Raw genomic sequence first — 26,716 nt, forward strand, 5'->3', positions numbered from 1 at the left:
CCGTCAGGCCGGGGTGGGCAGGGCCAGCTCCAGGGCATTCGCCTCGACGTAGTCCAGGGCGTGTCGGACCGCCCCCGCCGTGACGATCGCGTCGCCCAGCGGTGAGACCGTCACCCGCGGGGGAGTCGCGGTGAAGCGGGGGAGCAGCGCTGTGATGCCCGGCAGGAGCGCGCCGGCGGACTCGGCGACGGCGCCGCCGATCACCACCTGCTCGGGGTTGATCAGGCTCGCGATCGAGGCGATGACCCGCGCCATGCGCTCCGAAATCCGGTCCAGGATCGCCAATGCCGCAGAATCTCCGGCCGCCGCGTCCGAGAAGACCCGCGGTGCGCTGGCGGGACCACCGGCGGAGGGTCCGCCGCCTGCCGCGGACCACTGCCTGACGAGAGCCGCGATGCCGTCGCTGGAGCCCACGCCCTCCACCATGTCCAGATAGCCCATCTCGCCGGCGGCCCCGCCGCGGCCGTGGAGCAGGCGTCCGGATTCCATCACGCCGGCGCCCAGGCGTTCGCCCGCCAGGAGCACCACCAGATCATCCACGCCCACGCCGGACCCGCGCCAGCGCTCACCGAGCGCGGCCAGGTTGGCGTCGTTCTCCAGGAGCACCGTCCAGCCGTGCAGTTCCTTCAGCGCCGAGCGGAGCCCGACGTCGAACAGGCTCCAAAACCGCTGCGTCACCAGAACGTTGCCGTCGCGGTCCACCGGCGCGGCGATCCCGGCGCCGACGGCCAGGACCCTGCCCGGGTCCGCTCCCGCGGCTTCCAGTGCCTGGCGGCAGGCGAGATCGACGACGCCGATCCGCTCCTGCGCGGGGATGTCCGCCGCGCGGAAGCTTCCGCTGGAACGGCCGATCACCGTGCCGCGGAGGTCGGCCACGGCGGCGGTGGTGGTCGCGGCACCGATGTCCAGGCCCAGCACGAAGCCCGCCTCCCGGTTGAAGGCAAAGCGCCGGGCCGGCCGGCCCTTCCGCGGATTGGCGGGGTCGGCGCGGGGCTGGTCCAGCTCCACGATCCAGCCCCGGCTGATCAGGTCCTCGCAGACGGCAATCACCGAGGCCCGGGTCAGTCCGGTCAGCGCCATCAGCTCGGTTCCGGTGGCAACATCGGCGCCGCGGATGTGGCGGAGCACGGCCTGGGCGTTGACGCGGCGCAGCAGCTGCGGCGTGGCGGCGGCTGCGTGCGGCATCACTTCTTGACCTCTTCTGTCCCCGGACCCATAATTGTTCAGGCAATATATTTAGCTTGTATCTAAATTACCAGAAGCCCTCCCAGACCCGAAGGAACCTCCTTTGACCAACACCGCCACGCTGGCAACCCTGTCCGGTTCCGACCTCGCCGCCGACCCCAACTGGTGGCGCCAGGCCTCGGTGTACCAGATCTACCCGCGGAGCTTTTCGGACTCCAACGGTGACGGCCTGGGCGATATCAAGGGCATCACCGCCAAGGTCCCGTACCTGAAGGAACTCGGGATCGACGCCGTCTGGCTCTCCCCGTTCTACCCCTCGGCGCTGGCCGACGGCGGCTACGACGTCGACGACTACCGCGACGTGGACCCCAAGCTCGGCACCCTGGCGGACTTTGACGAGATGTCCGCCGCGCTGCACGCCGCCGGCATCAAACTCATCGCCGACATCGTCCCCAACCACTCCTCGAACCGGCACGAGTGGTTCCAGGAGGCGTTGGCCTCCCCGCGCGGCTCCGCCGCCCGCGAGCGCTACATCTTCCGCGACGGCCTTGGCGAAAACGGCGAGCTCGCGCCGTCGGACTGGGAGTCCGTCTTCGGCGGCCCCGCCTGGGAGCGCATGACCGAGCCCGACGGCACGCCCGGCCAGTGGTACATGCACATCTTCGCCAAGGAACAGCCGGACCTGAACTGGGCCAACCGCGAAATCCGTGACGACTTCCTCAAGACGCTCCGCTTCTGGTCCGACCGCGGCGTGGACGGCTTCCGCGTCGACGTCGCCCATGCGCTGACCAAGGACCTCACCGAGCCGCTGATCTCCAAGGTGGAGCTCAGCGCCGCCAACACCGGCACGGACGGCTTCCCGGACGGCTCGCACCCGTTCTGGGACCGCGACGAAGTCCACGAGATCTACGCCGAATGGCGCGAGGTGTTCAACGAGTACAACCCGCCGCGCACCGCCGTCGCCGAGGCCTGGGTGCACGCTACCCGCCGCGCCCGCTACGCCAGCCCGGAGGGCCTGGGCCAGGCGTTCAACTTCGACCTCCTGCAGGCGGACTTCGACGCCGGCGAGTTCCGCGAAATCATCGCCCGGAACCTCGCCGAGGCCACGGAATCCGGCGCCTCCTCCACCTGGGTCTTCTCCAACCACGACGTCGTCCGCCACGCCACCCGCTACGGCCTGCCCCAGGGCGGCGGCAGGCACGCCCAGGGCCAGGACGGCAAGGGCTGGCTGCTGGCCGGCGCCCCCGTCGAGGAGCTCGACGTCGAGCTCGGCCTGCGCCGGGCCCGCGCCGCCACCTTGCTGATGCTGGCCCTGCCGGGATCGGCCTACCTGTACCAGGGCGAGGAACTGGGCCTGCAGGAAGTCGCCGAGATCCCCGACGCCGAGCGCCAGGACCCCACCTTCTTCCGGAACAAGGGCGTGGAGATCGGCCGCGACGGCTGCCGCGTGCCGCTGCCGTGGGCACCGGAGGGCACCTCATTCGGCTTCGGCGACGGCGGGGCACACCTGCCCCAGCCGGCCTGGTTCAGCCGCTACGCCGTGGCCGCCCAGGACGGCGTGGAAGGCTCCACCCTCGAGCTCTACCGCAACGCCCTGAAGCTGCGCCGCGAACTGCAGACCTCGGAGGAACTGCAGTGGCAGGAATCCGGCAGCGCCGACGTCCTGCGCTTCAGCCGTCCCGGCGGCTGGCAGACGGTGACCAACTTCGGCGATGCCCCGGTTGACCTGCCGGCCGGCGACGTGCTGGTCAGCAGCGGCCCGCTGGATGGCGGACAGCTGCCGGCCAACACCACCGTCTGGCTGCGGTGAGCCCCGCACCGAAGGACACGTCCGGCACGCCCGCCCAGGACGGGAACCTTCCCCAGGAACTCGTCTACGGCTGCATGGGCCTGGGCGGCAACTGGTCGGCCGAGCCGTACTCGTCCGCGCACGTGGACGAGGCGGCCGCCGCCGTCGATGCCGCCATGAGCGCGGGCATCACGCTCTTTGACCACGCGGACATCTACACCAACGGCAAGGCCGAAGCCGTCTTCGGCGAGGTCCTGGCCCGGACCCCCGGGCTGCGGGAGAAGATCCGGCTGCAGACCAAGTGCGGCATCCGGCTGGGCGAGCAGGGCCTGGAGGCCTACTACGACCTCAGCCGGGACGGCATCCTGGGCCGGGTCAACGAAAGCCTGGCCCGGCTCCGGACGGACTACGTCGACGTGCTCATGCTGCACCGCCCCGATCCCCTGATGGACCCGGCGGAGGTGGCCTCCGCCGTCGGGCAGCTCATGGCCGAGGGCAAGGTGCGGGCCGTGGGCGTGTCCAACATGTCGGGCCCGCAGATCGAGATGCTGCAGGACCGGCTCGAGGTGCCCGTGGTCGGCAACCAGCTCGAAATGAGCCTGCTGAAGCGGGCCTGGCTCGAAAGCACGGTGCTGGTCAACCATGCCGAGGGCACGGACTACAGCTTCCCGCACGGCACCGTGGAGCATTGCGTCCGGAACGGCATCCGGCTGCAGGCGTACGGGTCGCTGGCCCGCGGCCTGTATACCGGGGCGCCCGCGGCCGTGCGGACGCCGGCCGAGGAGGCCGCCACCGCCCTCGTGGCCGCACTGGCCGCCGAGAAGGGGACCACGGGGGAGGCGATCGTGCTGGGCTGGCTCATGAAGCACCCTGCCGGGATTGCGCCCGTGATCGGCACGGCGAACCCGGACAGGATCCTCGCCTGCGCCGGTGCTGCCGAGGCCGCCGCCGCGATGACCCGGGCCGAGTGGTACGGCCTCTGGGTCGCGGCCAGGGGGAGCAACATCCCCTAGCCCGCCCCGTCCCGCCCCACCCAACTAGCTGGCAGCTGAGGCCGTTTTGAGCGCTGAGAACGGCCCCTGCTGCCAGCTAGTTGGGCAGGGACGTGATTTTGGTCGTAATGGTCGCCGCTGAGAACCGGATCGCTTAGCGGCAAGTGCCCCCGGGCGGCTAGCGTAGATGCATGACCTCTATGACCACCGCCGAATCACTTCGGCCCCAACGCAACATCCCGGCCGAAATCGCCCGCTCCTGGCTGCTGGTTAACGCGATGAAGACCGACCTCTTCGACCAGTCCGCCGTCTCCCGGGCCGATGCGATCATCCTCGACATCGAAGACGCGGTGGACCCGTCCCAGAAGGACACCGCCCGCGCCAACGTCGTGAACTGGCTGACCGCCGGCGGCAGCGCGTGGGTCCGGATCAACGACGCCACCAGCCCGTTCTGGGCCGACGACCTTGCCGGCCTGCGCGGCACCCCCGGCCTGCTGGGCATCATGCTGGCCAAAACCGAATCGGCCGACCAAGTCACGGAGAGCTTCCACCGGATGGACGGCAAGACCCCGGTGATCCCCCTGGTCGAGTCCGCTGTCGGGATCGAGGAAGCCAACAACATCGCCAAGGCCCAGGGCGCCTTCCGCCTGGCCTTCGGCTCGGGCGACTTCCGCCGCGACACCGGCATGGCGGCCACCGCGGAAGCCATGGCCTACCCCCGCGCCAAGCTGGTTGTGGCCAGCCGCGTCGGCAACCTGCCCGGCCCCATCGACGGCCCCACCGTCGGTACAAACCACCCGATTCTGCGCGAACAGACCGGCATCACCGTGATGATGGGGATGACCGGGAAGCTCTGCCTCGCAATCGACCAGACGCCGGTCATCAACGAGGTCATCAGCCCCACGCCGTCCGACGTCGCGTGGGCCACGGACTTCATGGCCGACTTCGAAGCCAGCGGCCGCGTCATCCGCGACGGTTCCGACCTGCCGCGCCTGGGCCGCGCCGAAAAGATCATGAAGCTCGCGGTAGCCTTTGGCGTGCAGCCGGCACTGTAGCCGCCCACACCACTTCAGGAGACCCCGTGACCGATACCCGCTATCTGGTTCACGGGGTCTTTTGGGATGGTCCGGCGCCCGTGCCCGCCCCGGGGCCCGGCGGCGTGCCCCCGGTGATGCGCCTGCAGGACCCTGACGGCACCCTCACCGAACTGACGCTCGACGCCGGCACCCGCCTCGGTTTCCGGCTCGCCGCCACGGGGAAACACTGCCTCGGGCACCACCAGGTGCACGGACCCGCGGACAGGGACCACGTCCTGTGCCCCGCCCGGGCTGCCGCAGCCAAGGGCAGCCAGTGCGAGCGGTGCTTTGTGCTGGACGATTCCCGGCTGATCCACGACTTCCACCGCGGCGGCCGGGTCCCGCCGGGCCTGCGGGCGTACCTGATGCAGCCGCACTGGCTATACGTCGCCACCTTCGCCAACGGGGCCAGCAAGGTCGGCACCGCGTCCCACCTGCGCAAATGGAACCGGCTCGCGGAGCAGGGCGCCGTCGTCGCCCGGTACGTTGCCCGCGCCGGGGACGGCCGGGTGGTCCGCCTCCTTGAGGACATGATCACGCGCGACGCCGGGCTGCCGCAGCAGGTCCGCGCGGCCGCCAAGGCGGCTGCGCTCGTCGCCCCGGCAGCCGCCGCCGAACTCGACGCCCTGAACGGGCGGCTGGCGGGGGAGGCCCGGGCCCTGCTCGCCGGAGCCGGCGGGGAGGGCTTCGCGGTGGTGGACGAGCGGTGGCTCCGGCCGGAGCTCTCCGCCAAGGCCTGCGCCCAGGCGGCCCGGCATGCCTACCCCCACGACCTGGGGACCGGGACGCACGGGTTCCGGATCGACTCGCTAAGCGGCAGCATTGCGCTCGCGGGGCTGGATGGCAGCGGACTGGAATTCGTGGTGAACCTGGCGCAGCTCAAGGCCCGGGTGATCGAACTCGGTGACCACGGCTCGGACGTCCCGGCCGTGCAGGAATCCCTGTTCTGAGGCTGAAATCTGAGGCTGAAATCTGAGGCTGAAATTGCCCCGCGACGCGCAAAATACCGGACGCGCCCGTATTCCGGCGTCGCCAGGTAATTTGAGTGTCGCCAGGAATTTTGCGCCGCGCGGCTGTTCCGACGTGCCCGGTAGACTGGCACGGTGCTGAATGAATTCTGGGCCACCGCGTCAACCACCTACAAGGTGCTCGTCTTCAGCGCCATGGGCCTGATCGCCCTCGGCATCGTCCTCAGCGTGGTGGGCAACAGCACCGGCAACCACGCCCTTGCCCTCGCCTCACTGGCGGTGATCGGGCTGGGCCTGATCCTGCACATTGCCGGGCTTGTGGTCCGCGGCCAGGCGATCCGGAAGAACCTCAAGCGCTAGCGGTCGCGTTCCGCACCACATGGCTCCGGGCATGCTCCACGGCGTCCGGAAGGGACGTGAACAGGTGCTTGTGATGCCGCAGTGAGCGGATAACCCCCACGTTGGTCACGAGCTCCAGATGCTGCGGCTGGACGCCCTTCAGCAGGACCGTGACGCCGCGCAGCTCCAGCGCGGAGATCACCTCGACGAGCATATGGGCGCCCGTGGCATCCAGCATCCGCAGCTGGGACAGCCGGATGATGGCCACCTGGACGTCCTTGACCTGGCTGATCTCCTGCAGGACCCGCTCCGCGGCGCCGAAGAACATGGCCCCGTCCAGCCGGAAAATGGCGATGTGCTGGTCTCCCGGGACCGGCGCCCCGGGGATATCCTCGCGTCGGACCCCGCTCAGGGACGCGAACGTCCGCAGGGTGAACACGGCTGCCGCGGCGATCCCGATCTGGATGGCCACAATGAGGTCGAAGGCGACGGTGATGATGGCCGTGATCACGAACACCGCGGCGTCGGCCCGGGTGGACCGGAGGATCGCTGTCACCGTGTGCCGCGAGACCATGCGGGTGGCCGTGACCATGAGGATGCCGGCCAGGGCCGCCAGTGGAATCCTGCCCACGAGCCCCGCCGCCAGGTAGATGATGGCCAGCAGCACCAGGGCGTGCACCACAGCGGAGAGCCGGGTCTTGGCCCCGGAACGGACGTTCACGGCGGTCCGGGCGATCGCACCCGTGGCGGGCATGCCGCCGAAGAATCCTGCGGCGATCGAGGCCAGCCCCTGCCCGGTGAGCTCCCGGTCCGGGCTGTACGGGCCCGACGGACGGCCGTCGGGACCTACCATGCCGGCGGCCACCCGGGCCGAGAGCAGGGATTCGATGGCGGCGAGCGTCGCGATGGAGACAGCAGGCATCAGCAGTCCGCCCAGTGTGGCCGGATCCGCAAAAGGCATGGAGGGCGCCGGCAGGGAGTGCGGAAGTGCGCCGATCCGGGGTATGTCCAGCGCCAGCAGCTCTGACGCCACGGTGGTGAGCAATACCGCGATCAGGCTCGCGGGCAGGGACTTGTTGAGCCTGGGCAGCAGGTACATCAGAGCCGCGACGCATGCTACCACGGCGAGGGTCTGCAGCACGGTCGGCATGGTGGCCTGCGACGCGCTCTCGATGGCGGCCAGGAGTGTGTTGTGGCCCGGCGTTCCCGCGGTGCCCGTTGCCAGGGGAATCTGCTGGAGGAAGATGATGGCGGCGATGCCGAGCGTGAAACCCTCCACGACCGGCCAGGGGATGAACGCGATGGCCCGGCCCAGCCCGCTAGCTCCCAGGATCACGACGAGCAGCCCGGCCAGTACCGAGACCAGGGCAATGCTGCCGACTCCGTGGGCGGCGACCACCGGGGCCAGGACCACCACCATGGCACCGGTCGGGCCCGAAACCTGGACGTTGGATCCGCCCATGACCGCGGCGACCAGTCCTGCTACCACCGCGGTGATGAGTCCGGCCTCCGCCCCGACTCCGGAACTCACCCCGAAGGCCAGCGCCAGGGGGAGCGCCACAATGCCCACCGTGATGCCGGCGAATAGATCCGTCTTCCAGGCAAACCGTAAGAGCTCGTAGTCGCGGCGGGACGGCACAAACCGGGCGAGGCGTCCCCGTGCCGTGTGTGATGTCGGGGCCGGGTTTGGTGCGTGGTCCGCGCTCACGGTTCGGCGCGGTCGGCGTCGCCCGCACGCTCGAGGTGGCTGGCGGGAAGCTCCTGAGCTATCCGGAGCTGTTCGCTGGAACCGGCCAGGGTGTCCAACAGGAAGACCCGGGCGATCGCGAGCAGCTCAGAGATCTTGGGATGGGCCAGCCGGTAGGTCACCACGTTCGCCGTCCGGACGGACGTCACCACCCCGTGCCGGCGCAGCGTCCCCAGATGCTGGGACAGATGCGAGGCCTCCAAGCCCGTCTCGGCGAGCAGATAGCTGACCGGGGCTGCCGTGTCCGGTGCAGCGGCCAGAAGCTCGAGGATCCGGATGCGGGCCGGGTGGGCGAGGGCCTTGAACAGGTTGGCCTTGATTTCGTACAGCGGGGTCTGCGCGGCGGAAATCATGGGCGTAGGAAGATCATGGCAGGAACAAAACACATGGCAGGAAGACCTCCTCTGGGATCGCGGCCCGGCAGAGCCGTGACCCTCATAGGATTGATGGATTGATGTTTTCATCATATCGCGTCGGTCAAGACCCGAGGGAGGGCCGGACCAACCCGGACGGCTCCGTGCGGACCCGTCACGAAGCCGGACGGCCCGGGGCATGGCGATAGGCTGGAACCATGACTATCAATCCGGACCTGCAGGGGCGCAGCTACCCTGCCGCAGAGGTGTATGACGTCGGCCGCGAGAAGATCCGCGAGTTCGCGCGCGCGGTCAAGGCCACCCACCCCGCCCACTTCGATGTCGCCACCGCCGAGGCGCTGGGTCACCGCGACCTCGTGGCGCCTCCGACCTTCGCCATCATCGTCGCGCAGCGCGCCGACGCGCAGCTGATCGAGGATCCGGAATCCGGGATCGACTTCTCCCGCGTGGTCCACGCCGACCAGCGGTTCACCCACCACCGCCCGATCGTCGCGGGCGACCGGCTGGTCGCCGAACTGCACGTCGACGGCGTCCGCGCCATGGGCGGCGGGGCCATGATCACCACCCGCTCGGAAATCTTCGCGCTTGCCCCCGGCGATGCCACCGACGCCGCCGGCGTCCCGGAGCCGGTCGCCACCACCACCTCGTCCATCCTGGTCCGCGGAGAGGGACAGTAGCCATGAGCATCGACATCGCAGAACTCGCCGTCGGCCAGGACATCGGCAGCCGCAGCATTACCGTCACCCGCACCGATCTCGTCAAGTACGCGGGCGCATCCGGTGACTTCAACCCGATCCACTGGAACGAGGCCTTCGCCACGGGCGTCGGCTTGCCCGGCGTGATCGCCCACGGCATGTTCACCATGGGCGCTGCCGTCCAGCTTGTGACCGACTGGGCCGGCGATCCCGCCGCCGTCGTCGACTTCCAGACCCGCTTCACCAAGCCGGTGCCCGTCGCTGACACGACGGGGACCCCGGATGCCGGTGCCGTGATCGAGGTCAGCGGGGCCATCGGAGCGCTCGACGCCGACGCCGGCACCGCCCGCGTCGACCTCACGGTCGTCTCGGCCGCCCAGAAGGTCCTCGTCAAGGCCCAGGCCGTCGTCAGGCTGGCCTAGCCCATGGCGCTGCTGTGACCCGCGCTGCTTTAGCCAAGAAAGGTTTCGTCCCGGCCGCCGAGATCACGCACTGGCGGAACGCTGTGGTGGTGGCCTATGGGGCGAGCGGCATCGCGTTTTCCACGTGGGTTTCCCGGCTGCCGGCCATCCGCGACGGCCTGGACCTGACCCCCGGCACGATCGGGTTGCTCCTGCTCTGCATGACGGCGGGATCATTCGTGTCCGTGTCCGCGTCGGGCCTGATTGTCCTTCGCCTCGGCTCCAGGCGCACCATCCGGATCGGCAGCATCATGGTCGGGTTCGGGCTGGCGCTGGCAGGCTTCGGCACCTCCGTGCTCGCCAGCCCGGTGGCAGTTGCCGAGGGACTGGCAATTATCGGGCTGGGCACCGCCAGCTGGAACACCGCGTCCAATGTCGAAGGCGCCGCGGTGGAACGCGCCGTCCGGCGGCACATCATGCCCCGGCTGCACGGTTCCTTCAGCCTGGGCACAGTGGCGGGAGCCGGGCTGGGCGCCTGGGCTGCCGCCGCCGGGTTCCCGGTCTTCTGGCATCTGGCAGCGGCGGGCCTGCTGGTGGCCGGCTCGGTGACCACCGCGGCGGCGTGGTTCCGGGCGGACATCACGCCGGTCGAGGCGGAGCAGCCCTTCAAGGCCTCCGGAACCGATACGTTCGAGGATCCCTCCACCGGGCCCATCCCGATCGTCCGGCAGACGGACGCGGTCCCGGAGCAGCCGCTGGACAACAAGCGCCTGATCGCCCAGGCCTGGCGTGACCGGCGCACACTGCTCCTGGGCGTCCTGGTCCTCGGGCTGGCCCTGGCCGAAGGGGCTGCCGGTGACTGGGTGGCCCTGGCGCTGGCCGACGGCCACGGCCAGACCGACGCCGCCGGAGCCGCCGGGTACGGGCTGTTCGTCACGTTCATGACGATCGGCCGCTTCGCCGGCACCCTGGTCCTGGACCGCTACGGCCGGGTCCCGGTGATGCGCTGGTGCGCCGCGCTGGCGGTCCTGGGCCTCGGCCTGTTCGTCTTCGCCCCGGTGCCGTGGCTGGCCTACGTGGCCCTGGCCATCTGGGGACTGGGCGCCTCACTGGGTTTCCCGGTCGGCATGTCCGCCGCGGCCGACGATCCCGTCAAGGCCGCCGCCCGGGTGTCCGTGGTCTCCACGATCGGCTACGGAGCGTTCCTGTGCGGGCCGCCGCTGCTGGGTCTGCTGGCCGAGCACGTCGGCATTCTCCACTCGCTGCTGGCCGTCATGGTGATGCTGATCGTCAGCTTCCTGCTCTCCCCGGTGGCGCGCAAACTCCCGGTGCCCGCGCCCGTCCCGGGACAGTACAGCTAGCTAGGGGCAGCTGGCACCGGCTTAGGCGAGCGGATGATCCCGGCTAGGCTGGTCAGGTGACCCAGATTCAGCTCTCCGCCCTGACCACCTCCGCCGTCGGCGGCCCCGCCGGCAGCTACATCGAGGCCCGCAGCGAGGCCGGGATCATCGACGCCGTGCGCACGGCGGACGCCGCCGGCCAGCCCCTGCTGATCATCGGAGGCGGCTCCAACCTGCTGGTGTCCGACGACGGGTTCCCCGGCACGGTGCTGAAGATCGCCTCGGAGGGGTTCACCGTCGACGCCGAGGACTCCTGCGGCGGCGTGGCGGTGGTGGTGCAGGCCGGCCACAACTGGGACGCCTTCGTTGACCACGCCGTGAAGCATGCCTGGTCCGGCGTCGAGGCGCTCTCCGGGATCCCCGGCGCCACGGGTGCCACTCCCGTGCAGAATGTCGGGGCCTACGGGTCCGACGTCTCACAGACGATCGCCGTGGTGCGCACCTGGGACCGGGAACGCAACGCGGTCAAGACCTTCACGAATTCGGAACTCAAGTTCGGCTACCGGGACTCCATCCTGAAGCAGACCACCGTCAACGGCTCACCGCGCTATGTGGTGCTCACCGTGGAATTCCAGCTCCCGCTCGGCCGGATGAGCGCCCCTGTCCGTTACGCCGAACTCGCACGGGTGCTCGGCGTCGAGCAGGGCCGGCGGGCCTACTCCACCGACGTCCGGCGCGAGGTGCTGCGGCTCCGGGCGTCCAAGGGCATGGTCTGGGACGCGAAGGACCGCGACACCTACTCCACGGGGTCTTTTTTCACGAATCCGATCGTGACCGAAGACGTCGCGGCACGGCTGCCGCAGGAGGCCCCGCGGTATCCCGCCGGTGCCGATGGGCTGACCAAGCTCTCGGCGGCCTGGCTGATCGACCAGTCCGGGTTCGCCAAGGGCTTCGGCCTGGACCCGGACAGCGTCTCGGGCGGCCGCGCCTCGCTGTCCACCAAGCACACCCTCGCCATCACCAACCGGGGAGGGGCAAGCGCGGCGGACATGCTGGCCGTTGCGCGCGAGGTCCGCCACGGCGTCGTCGAACGTTTCGGCATCGAACTGCACCCGGAACCGCTGCTGATCGGCGTCGCTCTCTAAGGAAAGCCGCCCGCTACGGTTCAGTGTGGCGGGGGGCCACCTTGCTGAAAAGCATGAAGGTGAATCCGGAGGCCGCGGCCCCGAGCAGGAAGACTTGGCAGAACGCTACCGACTGAACGCTAGGCCCGCTTTGCAGCACCAGTCCGGCGCACGCAAACGCCACGGCGCCGGCGAGGAACGCCAGCGAGCCGAGCAGGAAGGCCTGTACGGTGGCCGGAAATTCGCCTCCATAGTCGAGCTGGAGCTCCCGGCCCTGCGGGGAGATGCTTCCGTGCTTCACGGCCGCCTGCGCCCGTGCCTGAGACCGTGCCCGCGGCTGCAGCGCCGCGGCCGTGACGAAGCTGGCCACGGACACTGCCATGGACAAAGCGGCCACCAACTGCAGGGTGCTCATCATGGGCGAAAGCCGGGTACCGCTGGCGATGGCGACGGCGAGCCCGGCAGCCATGCCGGCGGCGCTGGAGGCCCAGCCCAGCAGGGCCAGCTTCCGGCACAGGGGCCGCAGCAGCGGCCACACCTCACTCATAGTCATGGTTCAAGGGTAAGGAGGTCCGCTGGATGGCGGCTGGGAACAGCCGGGCAACAACCCGACAGCCAGCACAGGCGACTTACCATGGTTCCATGGCAGCAGTGACGGGCATCCGCCGGCTTACCCCCGGGATCATCGGCCGGCTGCGGCTGTCCGCCCAGGGACTGCTGGGACCAGGGTTTCAGTCCGTACCGGAAGCCGTCCGCGGGATGACGGCAATGCAGGCCCAGGACCTGCAGGCCGCGCTGTGGGCCGTCGGCCAGCGTGTGCCGGGTTCCCGCGCCGATGACGTCCGCGGGGCGCTGGACCGGGGTGAGATCGTCCGTTCCTGGCCGATGCGCGGCACCCTGCACGTGCTGGCACCCGAGGACTTGAAATGGATGCTGGCCATAACCTCAGAACGGTTGATCCGTGGCATGGCCGGGCGCCACCGGGACCTCGGGATCAATGACACGGACGTGGACGCCGCGGCGGGGTCCGCGTTGCGGCTGGTCGCCGCGGGGGCGGCCAGCCGGGCGGAGCTGTTCCAGGCCTTCGAACGGGCGGGCCAGTCCACGGCGGGCCAGCGCGGCATCCATCTGCTCGGTGCCCTGTGCCAGCGGGGTCTGCTGGTGCAGGGTCCGCTGGCAGGCAACCAGCAGCTGGTCGTGGCGTTCGGCGACTGGATCCCCGAGTCGCGGACCGTGGAACGCGCGGACGGCATCGCCGAGTGGCTGCTGCGCTACCTGCGCAGCCACGGCCCCGCCACGGAACGTGATTTTTCCTGGTGGTCCGGCATTCCGCTGACGGAAACCCGCGCGGCCCTGGCCCGGGTCAAGGAGCACCTGGTGGAGCTGGAGTTCGGCGGGACCAGCTACTGGCTGTCGCCGGCAACGGCCGCGCTGCTCGAGGACGGCGTGCCCGGGCAGCGTACCGTGCTGGCGCTGCCGGGGTTCGATGAATTCCTGCTGGGCTACACGGACCGGTCCGTCGTGCTGGCGCCGGAGCACGCTGAGAAGATCGTTCCCGGCGGCAACGGCATGTTCAAGAAAACGATCGTGGCCGGCGGCACGGTGATCGGCACCTGGGCGGGGCCGCGGGGCGGCCGGGGATCCGGCGTCGTGCCCGAACCCTTCGATGCTGTTAACGGGCTGCGGCCCGCAGCTCAAAAGTCCTTTGAGCTGCAGGCCGCGAAGTACCGCAGATTCCTGGGTGCCTGAACGGGTGCCTGAAGAGGTGCCCGGACGGCCCTAGAGGTTTCCGGTGGCGATGCGGAGCATGCGCCGCAGCGGCTCCGCGGCGCCCCACAGCAGCTGGTCGCCCACCGTGAACGCGCTGATGTACTGCGGGCCCATCTCCAGCTTGCGGATCCGGCCCACCGGAATGTCCAGGGTGCCGGACGCCGCCACGGGCGTGAGCTCGGCCATCGAGGCTTCCTTGGTGTTCGGGACCACGCGGGCCCACTGGTTGTCCGCGTCCACGAGCTTCTCGATCTCGGCGACCGAGAGGTCTTCGCGCAGCTTCAGTGTCAGGGCCTGGGAATGGGAGCGCATCGCACCGATCCGGACGCACAGGCCGTCCATGATCACCCGGTTCCCGGCGGAGGTGCCAAGGATCTTGTTGGTCTCCACCCCGGCCTTCCATTCTTCCTTGGACTGGCCGTTGCCGAGGTCCGCGTCGATCCAGGGGATCAGGGAACCGGCCAGCGGGACGCCGAACTGTGTGGCGTCAACGCCGGTGCGCTGGTGCGCCAGGACCTTCCGGTCGATCTCCAGGATCGCCGACGCCGGGTCCTCCAGTTCGGTGCCTACCTCGGCGTTGAGGCTGCCGAACTGGTTCAGCAGCTCACGCATGTGGCGCGCCCCGCCGCCGGAAGCCGCCTGGTACGTCATGGACGTGCCCCACTCGACGAGGTCGTTCTTGAACAGCCCGCCCAGTCCCATCAGCATGCAGGACACGGTGCAGTTGCCGCCGATGTAGTCCTTCACGCCGCCGGAGAGGCCGGCGTCGATGACGTCCCGGTTGATGGGGTCCAACACGATGATGGAGTCCTCATTCATGCGCAGCGTGGAGGCGGCATCGATCCAGAGGCCGTCCCAGCCGCGGCTGCGGAGCTCGCCGTGGACCTGCTTGGTGTAGTCCCCGCCCTGGGCGGTGACAATAATGGGCAGCTTCGCCAGCGTCTCGAGGTCGAACGCGTCCTCAAGCTTGCCGGCCGCGCCCGCAGCGGCGCCGGCGATGGCCGGGGCGGCACCGCCCGCGTTCGAGGTGGAGAAGAAGACCGGGTTGATGGTGGCGAAGTCGCCCTCGTCCTGCATGCGCTGCATCAGGACGGAACCGACCATGCCACGCCAACCGACCAGGCCGACGGACGGGGTAGCTGCTGTAGTCATGGGCCCAGTTTAGACTTCACCGGCCCCCGGGCGCAGTCGGTTACGTCACGCGGTTAGTCGCCGCGCGGTTCCTCCAGCAGCGCCGCCTTGCGCCGGCGCAGCGCAAAGACCGCCCCGAACGTGAAGACCTGGGTCACCACCACCAGCACGATCGCACCGAGGATCTTGTTGCCGCCCAGGATCATGGTCAGCCCCACGATCGCCGAGAGCAGCGCGAGCAGGGGCAGGAGCATGTAGCCCAGGACAAAGAGTGTCTCGGGTTTGCGGAGCATTACTTGGCCTCCGTCCGGCGCCACAGCGTGATCCGGTAGCGGGTGCCGTTCGCGGAGGTCAGCCAGCCGTTGGCCGGGAGGCTGGCGGAGGCGGTCCAGTCGTAGCCGAGTTCGGGAGCGAAGGTGTCCCCTTCGGCGTTCGTGTCGATGGTGGTCACGACGGCGACGTCGGCAAGGTCCAGGGCCTGCGCAAAGATTTCGCCGCCGCCAATGATCCACACGGTCTCATGGCCGGCCACGAACTGGGATTCGAGCAAGGCGTCATCGAGCGACGCGACCGCGACGGCGCCCTCCGCACCCGGGGTGTCCCGCCAGGCGGCCTGGCGGGTGATGACGATGTTCGTCCGGCCGGGCAGCGGGCGGTACTTGTCCGGGAACGACTCCCAGGTCTTGCGTCCCATGATGACCGGGTGGCCGGTGGTGAGGCTGCTGAAGTGCGCCATGTCCTCGGGCAGGTGCCACGGCATGGCGCCGGCCTGGCCGATGACCCCGGTGCTGGTCTGGGCCCAGACCAGCCCCAGGCCAGTGGTGGACGCGCGGAGTTGCTCAGTGAAATCGCCGGGCTGCAGGGCCGGGGTGTTGTCGTTGCTCATACGGCTATCGGGGCCTTAATCGTCGGGTGGTGCTGGTAGCCGACCACCTCGAAGTCCTCGAGGGTGTAGTCGAAGATGGAGTCCGGCTTGCGGGTGATGTTCAGCTGGGGGTATTCGTAGGGCTCGCGGGCGAGCTGCTTGAGGACCTGGTCCATGTGGTTGTCATAAATGTGGACATCCCCGCCGGTCCAGACGAATTCGCCCGGTTCCAGGCCGGTTTGCTGCGCGATCATGCGCGTCAGCAGGGCGTAGGACGCGATGTTGAACGGCACGCCCAGGAAGGTGTCCGCCGAGCGCTGGTACAGCTGGCAGGAGAGCTTGCCGTCGGCCACGTAGAACTGGAAGAACGCGTGGCACGGGGGCAGCGCCATGTCCTTGAGTTCGGAGACGTTCCAGGCCGAGACGATGTGCCGGCGCGAGTCCGGGTTGGTCTTCAGGTTCTCAATGAGTTCGGCGATCTGGTCGATGTGGCCGCCGTCGGGCGTGGGCCAGGACCGCCACTGGACCCCGTAAACGGGACCGAGTTCGCCGTCGGCGTCGGCCCATTCGTCCCAGATGGTGACGCCCTGGTCCTGCATCCATTTGACGTTCGTGTCGCCGCGGAGGAACCAGAGCAGCTCCACCGCCACGGACTTGAAGTGCACCCGCTTGGTGGTGATGAGCGGGAAGCTCTTGCTCAGGTCAAAACGGAGCTGGCGGCCAAAAACGCTGAGGGTGCCGGTTCCGGTGCGGTCCGATTTGTGCGTGCCGTGCTCGAGGACGTCGCGCAGGAGGTCTTCATAGGGCGTAGGAATGCTCACGGTTCCAGTCTACTGAGAACTCGCTGGCTCCCTTATTCGTGTGACCGCCCTTGTCTCGCCCGGAGGATCGCCAGCAGGGCGGCGTCGTCAAGCCCGGCCGTGCGGCCTTCCGCGATGTAGCGGTCGACGGCGGCGATTACCTCCGCCGGGACCGTGCCCGGCGCAGGTGCGGGCGGCGTGACGGTCGCCTGGCTGCCGGCGACCACCGTGCCGTTGCGCCGCCGGGTTTCGACCAGTCCGGCCAGTTCGAGTTCCTTGTAGGCCCGCGCGACTGTCCCGGCCGCCAGGCCCAAGTCCGACGCGAGGCTGCGGACTGTCGGCAGCCGGTTGCCCGCTGCCAGCGTCCCGACGGTGATGAGGGAGGCGATCTGCGCCCGGATCTGCTCGAAGGGGGGAACGGGCGAACGCAGGTTGACGGAGACTCCTGCGCTCACTGGGCGGGCTCCTTGTCCGGCCGCCGGGCTGGGGTGGTCCGTGCCCGGGCCAGCGTCCGGACAGGGATGACGGCGATTGCCATCGCCGCGGCGCCCAGGACCGAGCCGGCCAGCGTCGCCAGCCACCACGATCGGGCGTCCGGATTGACCGTCCCGAACGCGTCCGGCCCGAACACTGCCCCCCACGCCTGGCTCTGGGTCAGCAGCAGGACGGCGGCCTGGGCCGTGAAGGCAGCCGCCAGGGTTCGTACGGTCCGGTGGAGGGTGACGGCGCGCAGGGCAGCGTCCAGGCCGCGCGGGGCGTCGCGAACACCTTGGCGGAAGGTGGCCGTGAGGAACGCCGGCAGGGAGGCGGCGCAGGCCCCGGCCGTGAGCAGCCCGGCCGGCACCCAGCCCGGACCTTCGGCGAGGCGTGCCTGCCCCACCGCCGTGACACCCAGGACGGCAAGGAAGACGAGCAGCGCCAGGACCGCCGTGGTCAGCAGGGCCGGGCTCACTGGTTGCCGTGGCCAGCCGCGCGGCGCTTCGGGACTTCCGTAGTTGCGCTGCAACAGGAACTCGCCGGCGGCGATGACCAGCAGCACGGACGCGGCCGTCAGCGTCACGACGCCGGCAAGACTGTAGCTGGCGGCCGCCATGAGGGGCTGGGAGAGGAAAGCGCCGGCGAGCAGCGGCACAGCTGCCGCCAGCCCCAGCAGCGCCCCGAGGGACGAGACCAGCCTGGCGGCCGGATGCTGGCGGCCGGTGGCGACCCCTGATTCGGGCCGGTTCCGGACGCCCAGACCGGCGGCCGCGAGCCGAGGGGGCCGCCACCACCACATGACGAGGAGGACCACGGTTGACGCGAGGCCGGCGAAGTTCGTCCACGACGTCTGCCCTTGTGCGGGATCGGGACGGGACGCGAAGTTCCCCGCGATGACTGCCAGCCCGGCAGCCACTGTGGACACTGTGCGCAGCAGCCGGTTCATCGCAATGGTCCGCAGTACAGCGTTGTCCGCCGCGTCGAGGGACTCCAGCTGCCGGCGGCGGGCGATCAGCCACAAAACCAGCCACGTCCCGACGGCCAGCACCAGCAGGGCGCCGCCGAGCCAGGCGGCCTCTTCGGATCCGGGGATGCGGCCGTCGCCTCCGGCTGTGTAGTAGTTGTTGTCCGCGCCGTCGCTGACCCTGGTGGGAGCCGCGGCCGCGAATCCGGGCAGCGTGGCCGCCCGGGCGATGGCCGCGGCGGCCGAGACGAAGATAGCGGCCGTGGTCAGTGCCAGCCTGCGGGGCAGGAAGTCCCTGATACGCCGCACGGACAGCACGGCCTCCCGCCGCATTCGCCGTGGCCCCGGGTAGCTGACCTGGCCCAGGGCGTGCACGCTCAGGCAGCCCAGGACCGGCCATGCCAGGGCCGGGACGATCGATGCGGCGCCTACCAACGGGGCGGCCACTGTCGGATTGGCAGGGACGATGCCGAGGGCCAGGGCGCCCTGGAGTGAGCTCGCCAGCCAGCCGATCACACCCACCCACAGCCCGTGCTCCGACACGCTCTGCGGCGAGGTGCCGGCCCCGGGAGGCCAGATCACCCACCGCAGCACGGCGTAGACGAGCAGTGCCGCGATCGCCGGGCCAAGCAGCAGCAAGGGCGGCACGTTGAACAGGACCGGCATGGAATCCCCCAAGATTCAGCAGTAATGTACCAAGCTATTGATACAAACTAGGCGTGGGGGCACCCGGGGTCAAGGACCTCAGTCGTCGAACGGCTTGAACCGCTCCACGGCAACTATTTTCGTCTTGCTGTGGTGCGCCACATGGCAGACCACAATCTCGCCCGGCGCCAGGAACGGGTCCGAGGACGGCAGCAGATCCCGCAGCCGGGAGTTCATGTGTTTTCCGAGTTGCTTCAGGACGGTCGGCAGGACCGGGCGGTGCGTACACACGGCCACGGCCCGCTGCTTGTCGAACAGCGCCTCGACGACGGCGGCCGCCTTTTGCGGGCTGCGGCTGTGCCGGTGCTCGGTGAGGGCCTCATTGAGCTTCACCTTGGCGTCGGCCGCTTTGGCGTACGGTGCGATCGTGGCCACGCACCGCAGCCAGGGGCTTGAAACGACCCGCGCGGGCTTCCACGCCTGCAGGAGCCGCCCCACCGACTGCGCCTGCCGCATGCCGGTGGCGGCCAGCGGGCGGTCGCCCTCGGCCTTGGTCCAGGAGGAGCGGGGCTTGGCCTTCGCATGGCGCACGATCAGCAGCGGCCAGGTCTGCAGCTCCCCGCGGCCGTGGGCGTTGACCAGGTGCTGCAGCGGTTCGATGTCGCTCGGGTTGCTCAGGAGGCGGGCGGCCTTCTCGGGCGGGCACCACATGACGCTGTCGACTTCGGTGCCGTCCGGCATCAAGGCGGCGCCGTCGACGTCGACCGCCCAGTAGTGGACCACCTTCAGCCCGGCAGGCACGTGGTAGTGGATGGGCGGCAGCGGGATGCCCAGCGGAGCGGTGAGCCCGATCTCCTCCTCCACCTCGCGCACGGCGCACTCCGGGATGGTCTCGCCGGGGTCGATTTTTCCCTTTGGCCAGGACCAGTCGTCATACCGCGGACGATGGATCAGCAGCACCTCGAGCTGGTCCTTGGTTGCCGAATTGAGGCGCCACGGGATGGCGCCCGCCGCCGTGACGGCAACCTCTTCGCCGGGACGGTCAGCCTGGTCCTCAACCAGCTCATCGCTGCTCACACTCACGGTCCCTACCGCAGGCTGGTGGTGCGCTGGCGCGAGCGGGAGGCGAGCAGCCAGGACTGGACGTCCTTGAGGTCCTGGCCGTCCTCTGCCAGGTGGTGGCGGGTCCATTCGCCCTGCTTGTCCAAATGCCAGCTGGCGGTTTCGGGCACCATGTATCGGTTGAGCAGGTCCAGGACGTAGCTTGTGTCGTCGCCGGTCGCCAGCTGCACGAGGGCCTCCACCCGGCGGTCGAGGTTGCGGTGCATCATGTCGGCCGAGCCGATGTAGACCACCGGATCGCCGGCATTGGCGAAGGCGAAGACGCGGGAGTGCTCCAGGAAGCGGCCCAGCACGGAGCGGACCGTGATGTTCTCGCTCAGGCCGGGAACGCCGGGGCGCAGGGAGCAGATGCCGCGGACGATGACGTCCACCTGCACACCGGCCTGGGATGCGCGGTACAGGGAATCGATGATGGCCTCGTCCACCATCGAATTGACCTTGATCTGGACACGGGCGGCGATGCCGGCCCGGGCGTTCCGGATCTCGGTTTCGATCCTGTCGATCAGCCCGGACCGGACCGAGCGCGGCGCGACGAGCAGCCGCTTGAACGTGGACTTCGGGGCGTAGCCGGAGAGCTGGTTGAACAGCTTGGAAAGGTCTTCGCCGACCTGTTCGTTCGCCGTCAGCAGGCCCAGGTCCTCGTAGTAGCGGGCCGTGCGGGGGTGGTAGTTGCCGGTGCCGATGTGGCAGTAGCGGCGCAGGCCGTCCACTTCCTGGCGGACCACAAGGGAGAGCTTGCAGTGGGTCTTGAGGCCCACGATGCCGTAGACCACATGGACGCCGGCCTGTTCCAGTTTCCGGGCCCAGGAGATGTTGGCCTGCTCGTCGAAGCGGGCCTTGATCTCCACGAGGGCCAGGACCTGCTTGCCGGCCTCGGCGGCGTCGATCAGTGCATCGACAATCGGCGAGTCCCCGGAGGTGCGGTACAGGGTCTGCTTGATGGCCTGGACTTTGGGGTCCGCGGCCGCCTGTTCCAGGAACGCCTGGACGGACGTGGAGAACGAATCGTACGGGTGGTGCAGGAGGATGTCCCGCCGCCGCATGGCGGCAAAGACGTTGGCCGCCTTGGAGGTTTCCGATTCGTTGAGGTGCCGCGAGGTGTGCGGGACGTGCTTGGGGTAGTGCAGGTCCGCCCGGTCGATCCCGGCAATCACCGAGAGCCCGCGCAGGTCCAGCGGTGCCGGGACGGAGTAGACCTCGGATTCCTCGACTCCGAGCTCGCGGATCAGCAGGGCGCGGATGTTCGGGTTGATGTCGTTGGTGACCTCAAGCCGGACGGGCGGGCCGAACCGGCGGCGCAGCAGTTCCTTCTCCAAGGCCTGCAGGAGGTTCTCGGCGTCGTCCTCTTCGACCTCGACGTCCTCGTTGCGGGTCACGCGGAAGATGTGGTGCTCCAAGACCTCCATGCCGGCGAACAGCTGGTCCAGGTGCACGGCGATCACTTCTTCGAGCGCGATGAACCGTGCCACCCGCCCGGGGACGGAGCCGGCGCGGGCGCCGTCGATGGAGATCAGGCGCGGGAGCTGGTCCGGGACCTTGACACGGGCGAAGAGTTCCTTGTCGCTGACCGGATTGCGGACCACCACGGCGAGGTTCAGGGACAGCCCGGAGATGTAGGGGAACGGGTGCGCCGGGTCCACGGCCAGCGGGGTCAGGATCGGGAAGACCTTTTCCGCGAACATGGCGCTGAGCTGATCCTTGGCCTGTGAGTCGAGTTCTTCCCAGTGCATGAGGTGGATGTGCTCATACGCCAGCGCCGGACGGATCTGTTCGGCGTAGACCCGGGCGTGGCGCTGCTGCAGCTCGTGCGCGGCGTCGCCGATCTGCTCCAGGACCTGCATGGGGCTCAGCCCGGCAGGGGAGGGGACCGCGAGCCCCGTGGCGATCCGCCGCTTCAGCCCGGCCACCCGGACCATGAAGAACTCGTCCAGATTGGAAGCGAAGATGGACAAGAAGCTGACCCGCTCCAGCAGGTACAGGTTGGGGTCCTCGGCCAACTCCAGGACCCGGGCGTTGAAGGCAAGCCAGCTCAGCTCCCGGTCCAGGAACCGGTCGGGGCGGATGTCACCTTCCGGTTCCAGGTTCGGCGCGAACTCCGGAATGTCGATCCGGTCCTGGGTGGCGCGTGAGGCCGGCACTTCGGAGGAGCCAAAGCGGGCACGTACTGGACGCGCCCCCTTTTCCGGCGTTGCTGGTTCAGACGTGGATGTCCGGGCGGTATCCCGTGGCATGGGGTCTCCTCAATGCTGGCGCGATGTAGCTTCAACCTTACAAGCAATCATGGCCAGATGACCCCAGATTTCGGCCCGGACGGAACGATCATCCGCCGACTTGACTAACGCCGTCCGGCGCGGGAGTGACGGCCGGTGAGTGTTGCTGCGGCAGCGGCGCGTACATCACATCGACATCCCAGCGGGTGAATCCAAGCCGGCGGTAGAGGGCGACGGCGGGGGTGTTGTCGGCATCGACGTAGAGCATGACGGCGTGGAGCCCGAGGCCCTGCAGATGCCGGATGCCGGCGACCGTGAGGACCTTGCCCAGCCCGGAGCCCTGGGATCCGGGGGTCACGCCCATCACATAGACCTCGCCCATTGCGGGGTGATCGCCGTGCCGGGGGTGCACCTTGGTCCAATGGAACCCCAGGAGCCGGTCCGCCGGGTCGACGGCCAGCAGGAAGCCTGCGGGGTCAAACCACGGTTCGGCCATCCGGGCGTCCAGATCGGCGCGCGTCATGTTGCCCTGTTCCGGGTGATGGGCGAAGGCGGCCTTGTTGGCGGCCAGCCAGGCGTCCTCGTCCCTGCCGGGCACGAAGGCGCGGAGCTGTACGCCCTCCGGGAGTTGGACCTCCGGCAACGCCGCCGCTGCCGTCATCAGCCGCATTTTCCACAGCTCACGGACGGCGCCGTAGCCGTACCGGGCCGCGAGGTCGGCCGCGGCCTCGTGGTTTCCGTGGGACCAGGCTTTCAGGCCGGCGAAGCCGCGGCCGTTCTTCAGCTCGCCCACCAGGCGGTCACCCACACCCTGGTTGCGGTAGGTGGGGTGGACGGCGACCTCGAGGACCCCGGTGCCGTCGCGCTCCTCGATGACGACGGCGATGCCGGCCAGGTCCTGCGCCGTCGCGGGATCCAACTGATCGTCCGGGGCGTAGAGGGCCAGGACCAGCACTGAATGCTGGCCCGCATCGGCGGCGCGCATCGTGACAAGGGTCTGTTCGGACAGCGGCGGATTGCCGTCGGACTCTTCCGCCGCGGCCACAAGGGCCGCGACGTCCCGCAGCAGCGCGCCGTCCACCGTTCCTTGGACAGTCTGTACGGGCCAGTTTTCCGGGTGCGCAGGGCTCATGGTGCAAGGCTATCGGGTGCATGGCTGTCAGCGGCCGATTTTGTTGAACTCCGGACGGCGGCGTATAGTCGTTATCTCGTCCGGCGATGAGCCAGATGCGAGGGGGATCCACCACTGGGGTGGCCTCGATACGTTCGACCCGTATGTCCTCCACTGAATGACTGATCCGCGCAAAGCGGATTGAAATCGGAAGGCCCCGGACTCTGGAATCCAGAGTCCGGGGCCTTCTGCGTTCAGTTCTACCGCGTTCGGTACTACCGCGTTCGTGCGGCCGTGGTGGGCTCAGGCCTCGGTGAGTTCGTCCTCTGTCTGGCGGACCAGGGTCAGGCGGTAGCCGACGTTGCGGACGGTGCTGATCAGGTTTTCGTGGTCGGCGCCCAGCTTGGCGCGCAGCCGCCGGACGTGGACGTCCACGGTGCGGGTGCCGCCGTAGTAGTCGTAGCCCCAGACTTCGGTCAGCAGCTGCTGGCGGGTGAACACCCGGCCGGGGTGCTGGGCCAGGTACTTCAGCAGTTCAAATTCCTTGAAGGTCAGGTTGAGCGCGGCGCCGTTGACCCGTGCGGTGTAGCTGGCCTCGTCAATCACGACGCCGGCGGCCCGGATTTCGGTCGGCACGTCCTCCTTCTCCGGAACGGCGCGCGCGACGCCGAGGCGGATCCTGGCTTCGACTTCTGCCGGGCCTGCGGATTCCAGGAGGATGTCGTCCACGGCCCACGCCGAGGAGACGGCGGCCATGCCGCCCTCGGTGAGGATCAGCATCAACGGGGCGCTGAGGCCGGTGGCCTTGAGCAGTTGGGTGAGGGAACGTGCGCCGACCAGATCCTTGCGGGCATCCAGCAGGACGATGTCGCAGGGGTCGGTCTCGAGCAGGGCAGTGGGCTCGGCCGGAAGGATGTGCACCCGGTGGTTCAGCAGTTCCAGAGCAGGCAGGACGTCCACGGATGTTCCGGTGCTGTTGGTCAATAGCAGGATGTGCGACATTGTTCCTCCAAGGGGTGTCCGCGCATCGTTGGGCGTCTTGTTGCTGATGCTGAGTATACCTAACGGCCCCATTCCGGCCATGGTCCCGTCACCTCCGGCCACTGAATTTGCGACACATACCGTTCACATAAGGCAGGATTGAACCGTCAGGGCCCGCGGCCCGTTGAAATTGAGCCGAGTCGAATTGGGGTCCGCAGTGAGCGAAGGTCTGGCCATGGTCGGTCTGCCGATGGCGAGCAGACAGTGAAACCGTGGAGCGTCGGGATTATCGGCCTGGCCGGTCTCGCGGCGATAGTTGCCGGCGCCTATTCCTCCCCTGAGGTCCTCCTGGCAGTCGCGGCGCTCGCCGCCGCCGGCATCGGGATCGGCTGGCCCTACTTTCTCGGCATCCCCGCCAAGAAGACCCTCGCGGTCCTGATCGGCCTGCCCGGCGTGGGGTCGGCGGTGGCTGCGACCTATCTCCCGGCTCCCAGCTTCCTGGACTGGACGCCGTCGTTCATGGCGGTCGGGATCATGGCAATTTTCGTCATGCAGCTCATCCGGGGCACCGGACAGGCCCAGCGCCTCGAATCCACCCTGGGCTCCTGCTCGGGGGTCCTGCTCTCCTGCCTCGGCGCCGGCTGGATTGCGACTTCGCGCTTCAACGGGGTCCACGAAATGCTCCTCGTGGCGGCCATCAGCGCGGCGATCGCCCTGCTGGCGGGGCTGATCCGCTGGCCGGACCGGATCGTGGCGCCGCTGGGCATCGTCAGCGCTGGCCTGGCCGGGCCGCTCGCCGGCCTGGTGTTCTCCGACATCGCCGTGCTGCCGGCCGCCCTCGCCGGCGCCGTGGTGGGGGCGGTGCTGGTGAGTTTCCGCCGCCTCGTCATCCTCAACGGTGAGGGCCTGACTGTTTTGGCGGCCGTGGGCATGGGGCTGGGGCCGGTGTCTGCGGTCGGTTCCCTGGCCTACTTCATAGACAAACTACTCATCTACTAGGCGTTAGGATGGCATCATGTCCGTACTTGCATATGAGATCTTTTTCCTTGTCCTGCTTGGCGTGGCCAGCCTGTCCATGGCGTGGTTTGCCGGCTTTGTCGTGTACCGCCTCTTCCAAGGCCAGAAGTAACACGTTCCAGACCCCGTAGCTTCCAGAGGTAGATGCTGTGCCGATTGAAATCCCTACTGATCTGACCCCCGAAATCGTTCCGCTGTCCTGGCTCATTGGTGAGTGGGAGGGCAGCGGCCGGCTGGGGGCCGGCGACGAGGACTCCGAGCACTTCCTGCAACACGTCTCGTTTACGCACAACGGCCTGCCGTACCTGCAGTACCGCGCCGAGAGCTGGCTGACCGACGACGAGGGCACCGAACTGCGTCCCCTCACCGTCGAGACCGGCTTCTGGGCGCTGGAGCGTAAGCAGCGCGAGGAGGACGGCGGCCCCGGCCTGATCCCGGCGGACATCGTCCCCGTGCTCAAGAGCGCCGACGAGGTGGAGGCCCTGCGCAACAGCGACGGCGGCTTCGACATCTCGGTCTCGATCGCCCACCCCGGCGGGATCTCGGAGCTGTACTACGGCCAGATCAAGGGGCCCCAGATCCAGCTCAGCACCGACATGGTGATGCGCGGCAGCCACTCCAAGGAGTACACGGCGGCCACCCGGATCTTCGGGCTCGTGGACGGGAACCTGCTGTGGCGCTGGGACGTGGCCACCGGCAAGAGTTCGTCGTCGGGCGGCGGCCTGGAGGCCCACGCATCGGCCATCCTCGCCAAAGTAGGCTAAAGGCGCGGTCTCACTGATTTTTCCGTTGTCAGCCTCGACCCAGGAGAAATGCCGTGAACGACGCAGTCACCAGCACAGCCCCCGCTAACACCAGCCATGCCGACCTCAAGGCCGTGTTCTTCAACGGCACGCTCAAGAAGTCCCCGGAGGTGTCCAACACCCAAGGCCTGATCGACATCAGTCGCCGGATCATGGAGAAGCAGGGCGTCACCACCCGCGTGATCCGCACGGTGGACCACGACATCGCCAGCGGGGTCTACCCGGACATGCGCGAACACGGCTGGGCCACCGATGCATGGCCGGAACTGTACCCGGCCGTCCTGGAAGCGGACATCGTCGTCGTCGCCGGGCCCATCTGGCTGGGGGACAACTCCTCGCAGACCAAGAAGCTCATCGAGCGCCTCTACGCCCACTCCGGACAGCTGAACGCGAAGGGCCAGTGGGCCTACTATCCGAAGGTGGGCGGCTGCCTCATCACCGGCAACGAGGACGGGATCAAGCATTGCGCTATGAACGTCCTGTACAGCCTCCAGCACATCGGCTTCACCATCCCGCCGCAGGCCGACGCCGGCTGGATCGGCCCCGTCGGGCCAGGACCGAGCTACCTTGACGAAGGGTCCGGGGGTCCGGAGAGCGATTTCACCAACCGCAACGCCACCTTCATGACCTGGAACATGCTGCACCTGGCACGGATGCTCAAGGACGCCGGCGGCATTCCCGCCTACGGAAACCTCCCCGACGCCTGGAAAGCCGGCACCCGCTTCGACTTTGAAAATCCCGAATACCGCTGAGGCCGGCCGGCACCACAGCCGGCAACGCCCCGTCCGGC

27 protein-coding genes are annotated in these 26,716 nt (G+C 68.9%); 13 read left to right on the forward strand and 14 right to left on the reverse strand.

All coding sequences use genetic code 11. The annotated features are described in order from the left end of the window. Positions 1-3 precede the first annotated feature (3 nt). Positions 4-1,185: an ROK family protein gene (locus AC1DZQ_RS10830; RefSeq protein WP_476963540.1), complete on the reverse strand. Its 1,182-nt coding sequence runs from the start codon at positions 1,183-1,185 to the stop codon at positions 4-6. A 103-nt stretch (positions 1,186-1,288) separates the two neighbouring features. Here AC1DZQ_RS10830 and AC1DZQ_RS10835 point away from each other — a divergent pair, with 103 nt between their 5' ends. From AC1DZQ_RS10835 to AC1DZQ_RS10855, 5 genes are all read left to right on the forward strand, one after another. Beyond that, complete coding sequence (locus tag AC1DZQ_RS10835) at positions 1,289-2,995, forward strand: glycoside hydrolase family 13 protein (RefSeq protein WP_476963541.1); 1,707 nt, start codon at positions 1,289-1,291, stop codon at positions 2,993-2,995. Next, positions 2,992-3,987, forward strand: a complete 996-nt coding sequence (locus tag AC1DZQ_RS10840) for an aldo/keto reductase (protein WP_476963542.1) — start codon at positions 2,992-2,994, stop codon at positions 3,985-3,987. Before AC1DZQ_RS10835 ends, AC1DZQ_RS10840 begins: the two co-directional genes overlap by 4 nt. Positions 3,988-4,157: 170 nt before the next feature. Then, complete coding sequence (locus tag AC1DZQ_RS10845; protein WP_476963543.1) at positions 4,158-5,021, forward strand: HpcH/HpaI aldolase/citrate lyase family protein; 864 nt, start codon at positions 4,158-4,160, stop codon at positions 5,019-5,021. 26 nt (positions 5,022-5,047) lie between these two features. Then, positions 5,048-5,992 carry a DUF2797 domain-containing protein gene (locus AC1DZQ_RS10850; protein WP_476963544.1) on the forward strand — a complete coding sequence of 315 codons (945 nt, stop codon included), beginning with the start codon at positions 5,048-5,050 and terminating at the stop codon, positions 5,990-5,992. A gap of 153 nt (positions 5,993-6,145) precedes the next feature. Continuing rightward, positions 6,146-6,370: a DUF3188 domain-containing protein gene (locus tag AC1DZQ_RS10855; protein WP_476963545.1), complete on the forward strand. Its 225-nt coding sequence runs from the start codon at positions 6,146-6,148 to the stop codon at positions 6,368-6,370. Here AC1DZQ_RS10855 and AC1DZQ_RS10860 read toward each other — a convergent pair. Then, the gene (locus AC1DZQ_RS10860) at positions 6,360-8,057 is read right to left on the reverse strand and encodes a SulP family inorganic anion transporter (RefSeq protein ID WP_476963546.1); all 1,698 of its coding nucleotides are present in this window, start codon (positions 8,055-8,057) and stop codon (positions 6,360-6,362) included. The genes AC1DZQ_RS10855 and AC1DZQ_RS10860 overlap by 11 nt on opposite strands. After that, entirely contained in the window at positions 8,054-8,449 is a 396-nt protein-coding gene (locus AC1DZQ_RS10865) for an ArsR/SmtB family transcription factor (protein WP_476963547.1), read from the reverse strand. Before AC1DZQ_RS10865 ends, AC1DZQ_RS10860 begins: the two co-directional genes overlap by 4 nt. 218 nt (positions 8,450-8,667) lie before the next feature. Between AC1DZQ_RS10865 and AC1DZQ_RS10870 the strand changes: the two genes are divergently transcribed. The 4 genes from AC1DZQ_RS10870 to AC1DZQ_RS10885 are packed head-to-tail and all read left to right on the forward strand — an operon-like array spanning position 8,668 to position 12,051. Beyond that, positions 8,668-9,147 carry an FAS1-like dehydratase domain-containing protein gene (locus AC1DZQ_RS10870; RefSeq protein WP_476963548.1) on the forward strand — a complete coding sequence of 160 codons (480 nt, stop codon included), beginning with the start codon at positions 8,668-8,670 and terminating at the stop codon, positions 9,145-9,147. A 2-nt stretch (positions 9,148-9,149) separates the two neighbouring features. After that, the gene (locus AC1DZQ_RS10875; protein ID WP_476963549.1) at positions 9,150-9,587 is read left to right on the forward strand and encodes a MaoC family dehydratase; all 438 of its coding nucleotides are present in this window, start codon (positions 9,150-9,152) and stop codon (positions 9,585-9,587) included. 14 nt (positions 9,588-9,601) lie between these two features. After that, positions 9,602-10,927 (forward strand): MFS transporter, encoded by a 1,326-nt coding sequence (locus tag AC1DZQ_RS10880; protein ID WP_476963550.1) that lies wholly within the window; start codon positions 9,602-9,604, stop codon positions 10,925-10,927. A gap of 56 nt (positions 10,928-10,983) precedes the next feature. Further along, the gene (locus tag AC1DZQ_RS10885; protein WP_476963551.1) at positions 10,984-12,051 is read left to right on the forward strand and encodes a UDP-N-acetylmuramate dehydrogenase; all 1,068 of its coding nucleotides are present in this window, start codon (positions 10,984-10,986) and stop codon (positions 12,049-12,051) included. A 13-nt stretch (positions 12,052-12,064) separates the two neighbouring features. Here AC1DZQ_RS10885 and AC1DZQ_RS10890 read toward each other — a convergent pair whose 3' ends face one another. Then, a complete protein-coding gene (locus tag AC1DZQ_RS10890) occupies positions 12,065-12,583 on the reverse strand; it encodes a hypothetical protein (protein ID WP_476963552.1) in 519 nt (172 codons plus the stop codon). A gap of 89 nt (positions 12,584-12,672) precedes the next feature. Between AC1DZQ_RS10890 and AC1DZQ_RS10895 the strand changes: the two genes are divergently transcribed. Then, positions 12,673-13,779 (forward strand): winged helix DNA-binding domain-containing protein, encoded by a 1,107-nt coding sequence (locus AC1DZQ_RS10895; protein ID WP_476963553.1) that lies wholly within the window; start codon positions 12,673-12,675, stop codon positions 13,777-13,779. 30 nt (positions 13,780-13,809) lie between these two features. Here AC1DZQ_RS10895 and asd read toward each other — a convergent pair whose 3' ends face one another. The 10 genes from asd to AC1DZQ_RS10945 form a co-directional block, all read right to left on the reverse strand. Beyond that, a complete protein-coding gene (gene asd, locus AC1DZQ_RS10900) occupies positions 13,810-14,952 on the reverse strand; it encodes an aspartate-semialdehyde dehydrogenase (RefSeq protein ID WP_476963554.1) in 1,143 nt (380 codons plus the stop codon). A gap of 53 nt (positions 14,953-15,005) precedes the next feature. Next, a complete protein-coding gene (locus AC1DZQ_RS10905; protein WP_018773622.1) occupies positions 15,006-15,224 on the reverse strand; it encodes an NF038396 family protein in 219 nt (72 codons plus the stop codon). After that, the gene (locus AC1DZQ_RS10910; protein ID WP_476963555.1) at positions 15,224-15,817 is read right to left on the reverse strand and encodes a dihydrofolate reductase; all 594 of its coding nucleotides are present in this window, start codon (positions 15,815-15,817) and stop codon (positions 15,224-15,226) included. The genes AC1DZQ_RS10905 and AC1DZQ_RS10910 overlap by 1 nt, the downstream gene beginning before the upstream one ends. Then, complete coding sequence (locus AC1DZQ_RS10915) at positions 15,814-16,617, reverse strand: thymidylate synthase (RefSeq protein WP_476963556.1); 804 nt, start codon at positions 16,615-16,617, stop codon at positions 15,814-15,816. Before AC1DZQ_RS10915 ends, AC1DZQ_RS10910 begins: the two co-directional genes overlap by 4 nt. 32 nt (positions 16,618-16,649) lie before the next feature. Continuing rightward, complete coding sequence (locus AC1DZQ_RS10920; protein WP_476963557.1) at positions 16,650-17,051, reverse strand: GntR family transcriptional regulator; 402 nt, start codon at positions 17,049-17,051, stop codon at positions 16,650-16,652. Continuing rightward, entirely contained in the window at positions 17,048-18,703 is a 1,656-nt protein-coding gene (locus AC1DZQ_RS10925; RefSeq protein WP_476963558.1) for a hypothetical protein, read from the reverse strand. Before AC1DZQ_RS10925 ends, AC1DZQ_RS10920 begins: the two co-directional genes overlap by 4 nt. Before the next feature lie 78 nt (positions 18,704-18,781). Next, entirely contained in the window at positions 18,782-19,759 is a 978-nt protein-coding gene (locus AC1DZQ_RS10930) for an NUDIX hydrolase (protein ID WP_476963559.1), read from the reverse strand. An 11-nt stretch (positions 19,760-19,770) separates the two neighbouring features. After that, positions 19,771-22,035, reverse strand: a complete 2,265-nt coding sequence (locus AC1DZQ_RS10935; RefSeq protein ID WP_476963560.1) for an RNA degradosome polyphosphate kinase — start codon at positions 22,033-22,035, stop codon at positions 19,771-19,773. An 88-nt stretch (positions 22,036-22,123) separates the two neighbouring features. Then, positions 22,124-23,146: a mycothiol synthase gene (mshD, locus tag AC1DZQ_RS10940; protein WP_476963561.1), complete on the reverse strand. Its 1,023-nt coding sequence runs from the start codon at positions 23,144-23,146 to the stop codon at positions 22,124-22,126. 282 nt (positions 23,147-23,428) lie between these two features. Next, the gene (locus tag AC1DZQ_RS10945) at positions 23,429-24,127 is read right to left on the reverse strand and encodes a winged helix-turn-helix transcriptional regulator (RefSeq protein WP_476963562.1); all 699 of its coding nucleotides are present in this window, start codon (positions 24,125-24,127) and stop codon (positions 23,429-23,431) included. Positions 24,128-24,370: 243 nt separating this feature from the next. Between AC1DZQ_RS10945 and AC1DZQ_RS10950 the strand changes: the two genes are divergently transcribed. The 3 genes from AC1DZQ_RS10950 to AC1DZQ_RS10960 all read left to right on the forward strand — a co-directional run bounded on the left by AC1DZQ_RS10950 (position 24,371) and on the right by AC1DZQ_RS10960 (position 26,678). Further along, a complete protein-coding gene (locus tag AC1DZQ_RS10950) occupies positions 24,371-25,105 on the forward strand; it encodes a permease (protein WP_476963563.1) in 735 nt (244 codons plus the stop codon). A 167-nt stretch (positions 25,106-25,272) separates the two neighbouring features. After that, entirely contained in the window at positions 25,273-25,887 is a 615-nt protein-coding gene (locus AC1DZQ_RS10955; RefSeq protein ID WP_476963564.1) for a nitrobindin family protein, read from the forward strand. A 53-nt stretch (positions 25,888-25,940) separates the two neighbouring features. Continuing rightward, complete coding sequence (locus AC1DZQ_RS10960; protein WP_476963565.1) at positions 25,941-26,678, forward strand: flavodoxin family protein; 738 nt, start codon at positions 25,941-25,943, stop codon at positions 26,676-26,678. The last annotated feature ends 38 nt before the right edge of the window (positions 26,679-26,716 follow it).

The organism is Arthrobacter sp. P1_C12_2, from assembly GCF_056406415.1.

Excerpts from the sequence above, each read along its gene's own strand:
- AC1DZQ_RS10830 (WP_476963540.1), bottom strand. The coding sequence starts at position 1,185 with ATGCCGCACGCAGCCGCCGCCACGCCGCAGCTGCTGCGCCGCGTCAAC.
- AC1DZQ_RS10845 (WP_476963543.1), top strand. The coding sequence starts at position 4,158 with ATGACCTCTATGACCACCGCCGAATCACTTCGGCCCCAACGCAACATC.
- AC1DZQ_RS10865 (WP_476963547.1), bottom strand. The coding sequence starts at position 8,449 with ATGATTTCCGCCGCGCAGACCCCGCTGTACGAAATCAAGGCCAACCTG.
- AC1DZQ_RS10870 (WP_476963548.1), top strand. The coding sequence starts at position 8,668 with ATGACTATCAATCCGGACCTGCAGGGGCGCAGCTACCCTGCCGCAGAG.
- AC1DZQ_RS10875 (WP_476963549.1), top strand. The coding sequence starts at position 9,150 with ATGAGCATCGACATCGCAGAACTCGCCGTCGGCCAGGACATCGGCAGC.
- AC1DZQ_RS10890 (WP_476963552.1), bottom strand. The coding sequence starts at position 12,583 with ATGACTATGAGTGAGGTGTGGCCGCTGCTGCGGCCCCTGTGCCGGAAG.
- AC1DZQ_RS10895 (WP_476963553.1), top strand. The coding sequence starts at position 12,673 with ATGGCAGCAGTGACGGGCATCCGCCGGCTTACCCCCGGGATCATCGGC.
- asd (WP_476963554.1), bottom strand. The coding sequence starts at position 14,952 with ATGACTACAGCAGCTACCCCGTCCGTCGGCCTGGTCGGTTGGCGTGGC.
- AC1DZQ_RS10905 (WP_018773622.1), bottom strand. The coding sequence starts at position 15,224 with ATGCTCCGCAAACCCGAGACACTCTTTGTCCTGGGCTACATGCTCCTG.
- AC1DZQ_RS10910 (WP_476963555.1), bottom strand. The coding sequence starts at position 15,817 with ATGAGCAACGACAACACCCCGGCCCTGCAGCCCGGCGATTTCACTGAG.
- AC1DZQ_RS10925 (WP_476963558.1), bottom strand. The coding sequence starts at position 18,703 with ATGCCGGTCCTGTTCAACGTGCCGCCCTTGCTGCTGCTTGGCCCGGCG.
- AC1DZQ_RS10935 (WP_476963560.1), bottom strand. The coding sequence starts at position 22,035 with ATGCCACGGGATACCGCCCGGACATCCACGTCTGAACCAGCAACGCCG.
- mshD (WP_476963561.1), bottom strand. The coding sequence starts at position 23,146 with ATGAGCCCTGCGCACCCGGAAAACTGGCCCGTACAGACTGTCCAAGGA.
- AC1DZQ_RS10945 (WP_476963562.1), bottom strand. The coding sequence starts at position 24,127 with ATGTCGCACATCCTGCTATTGACCAACAGCACCGGAACATCCGTGGAC.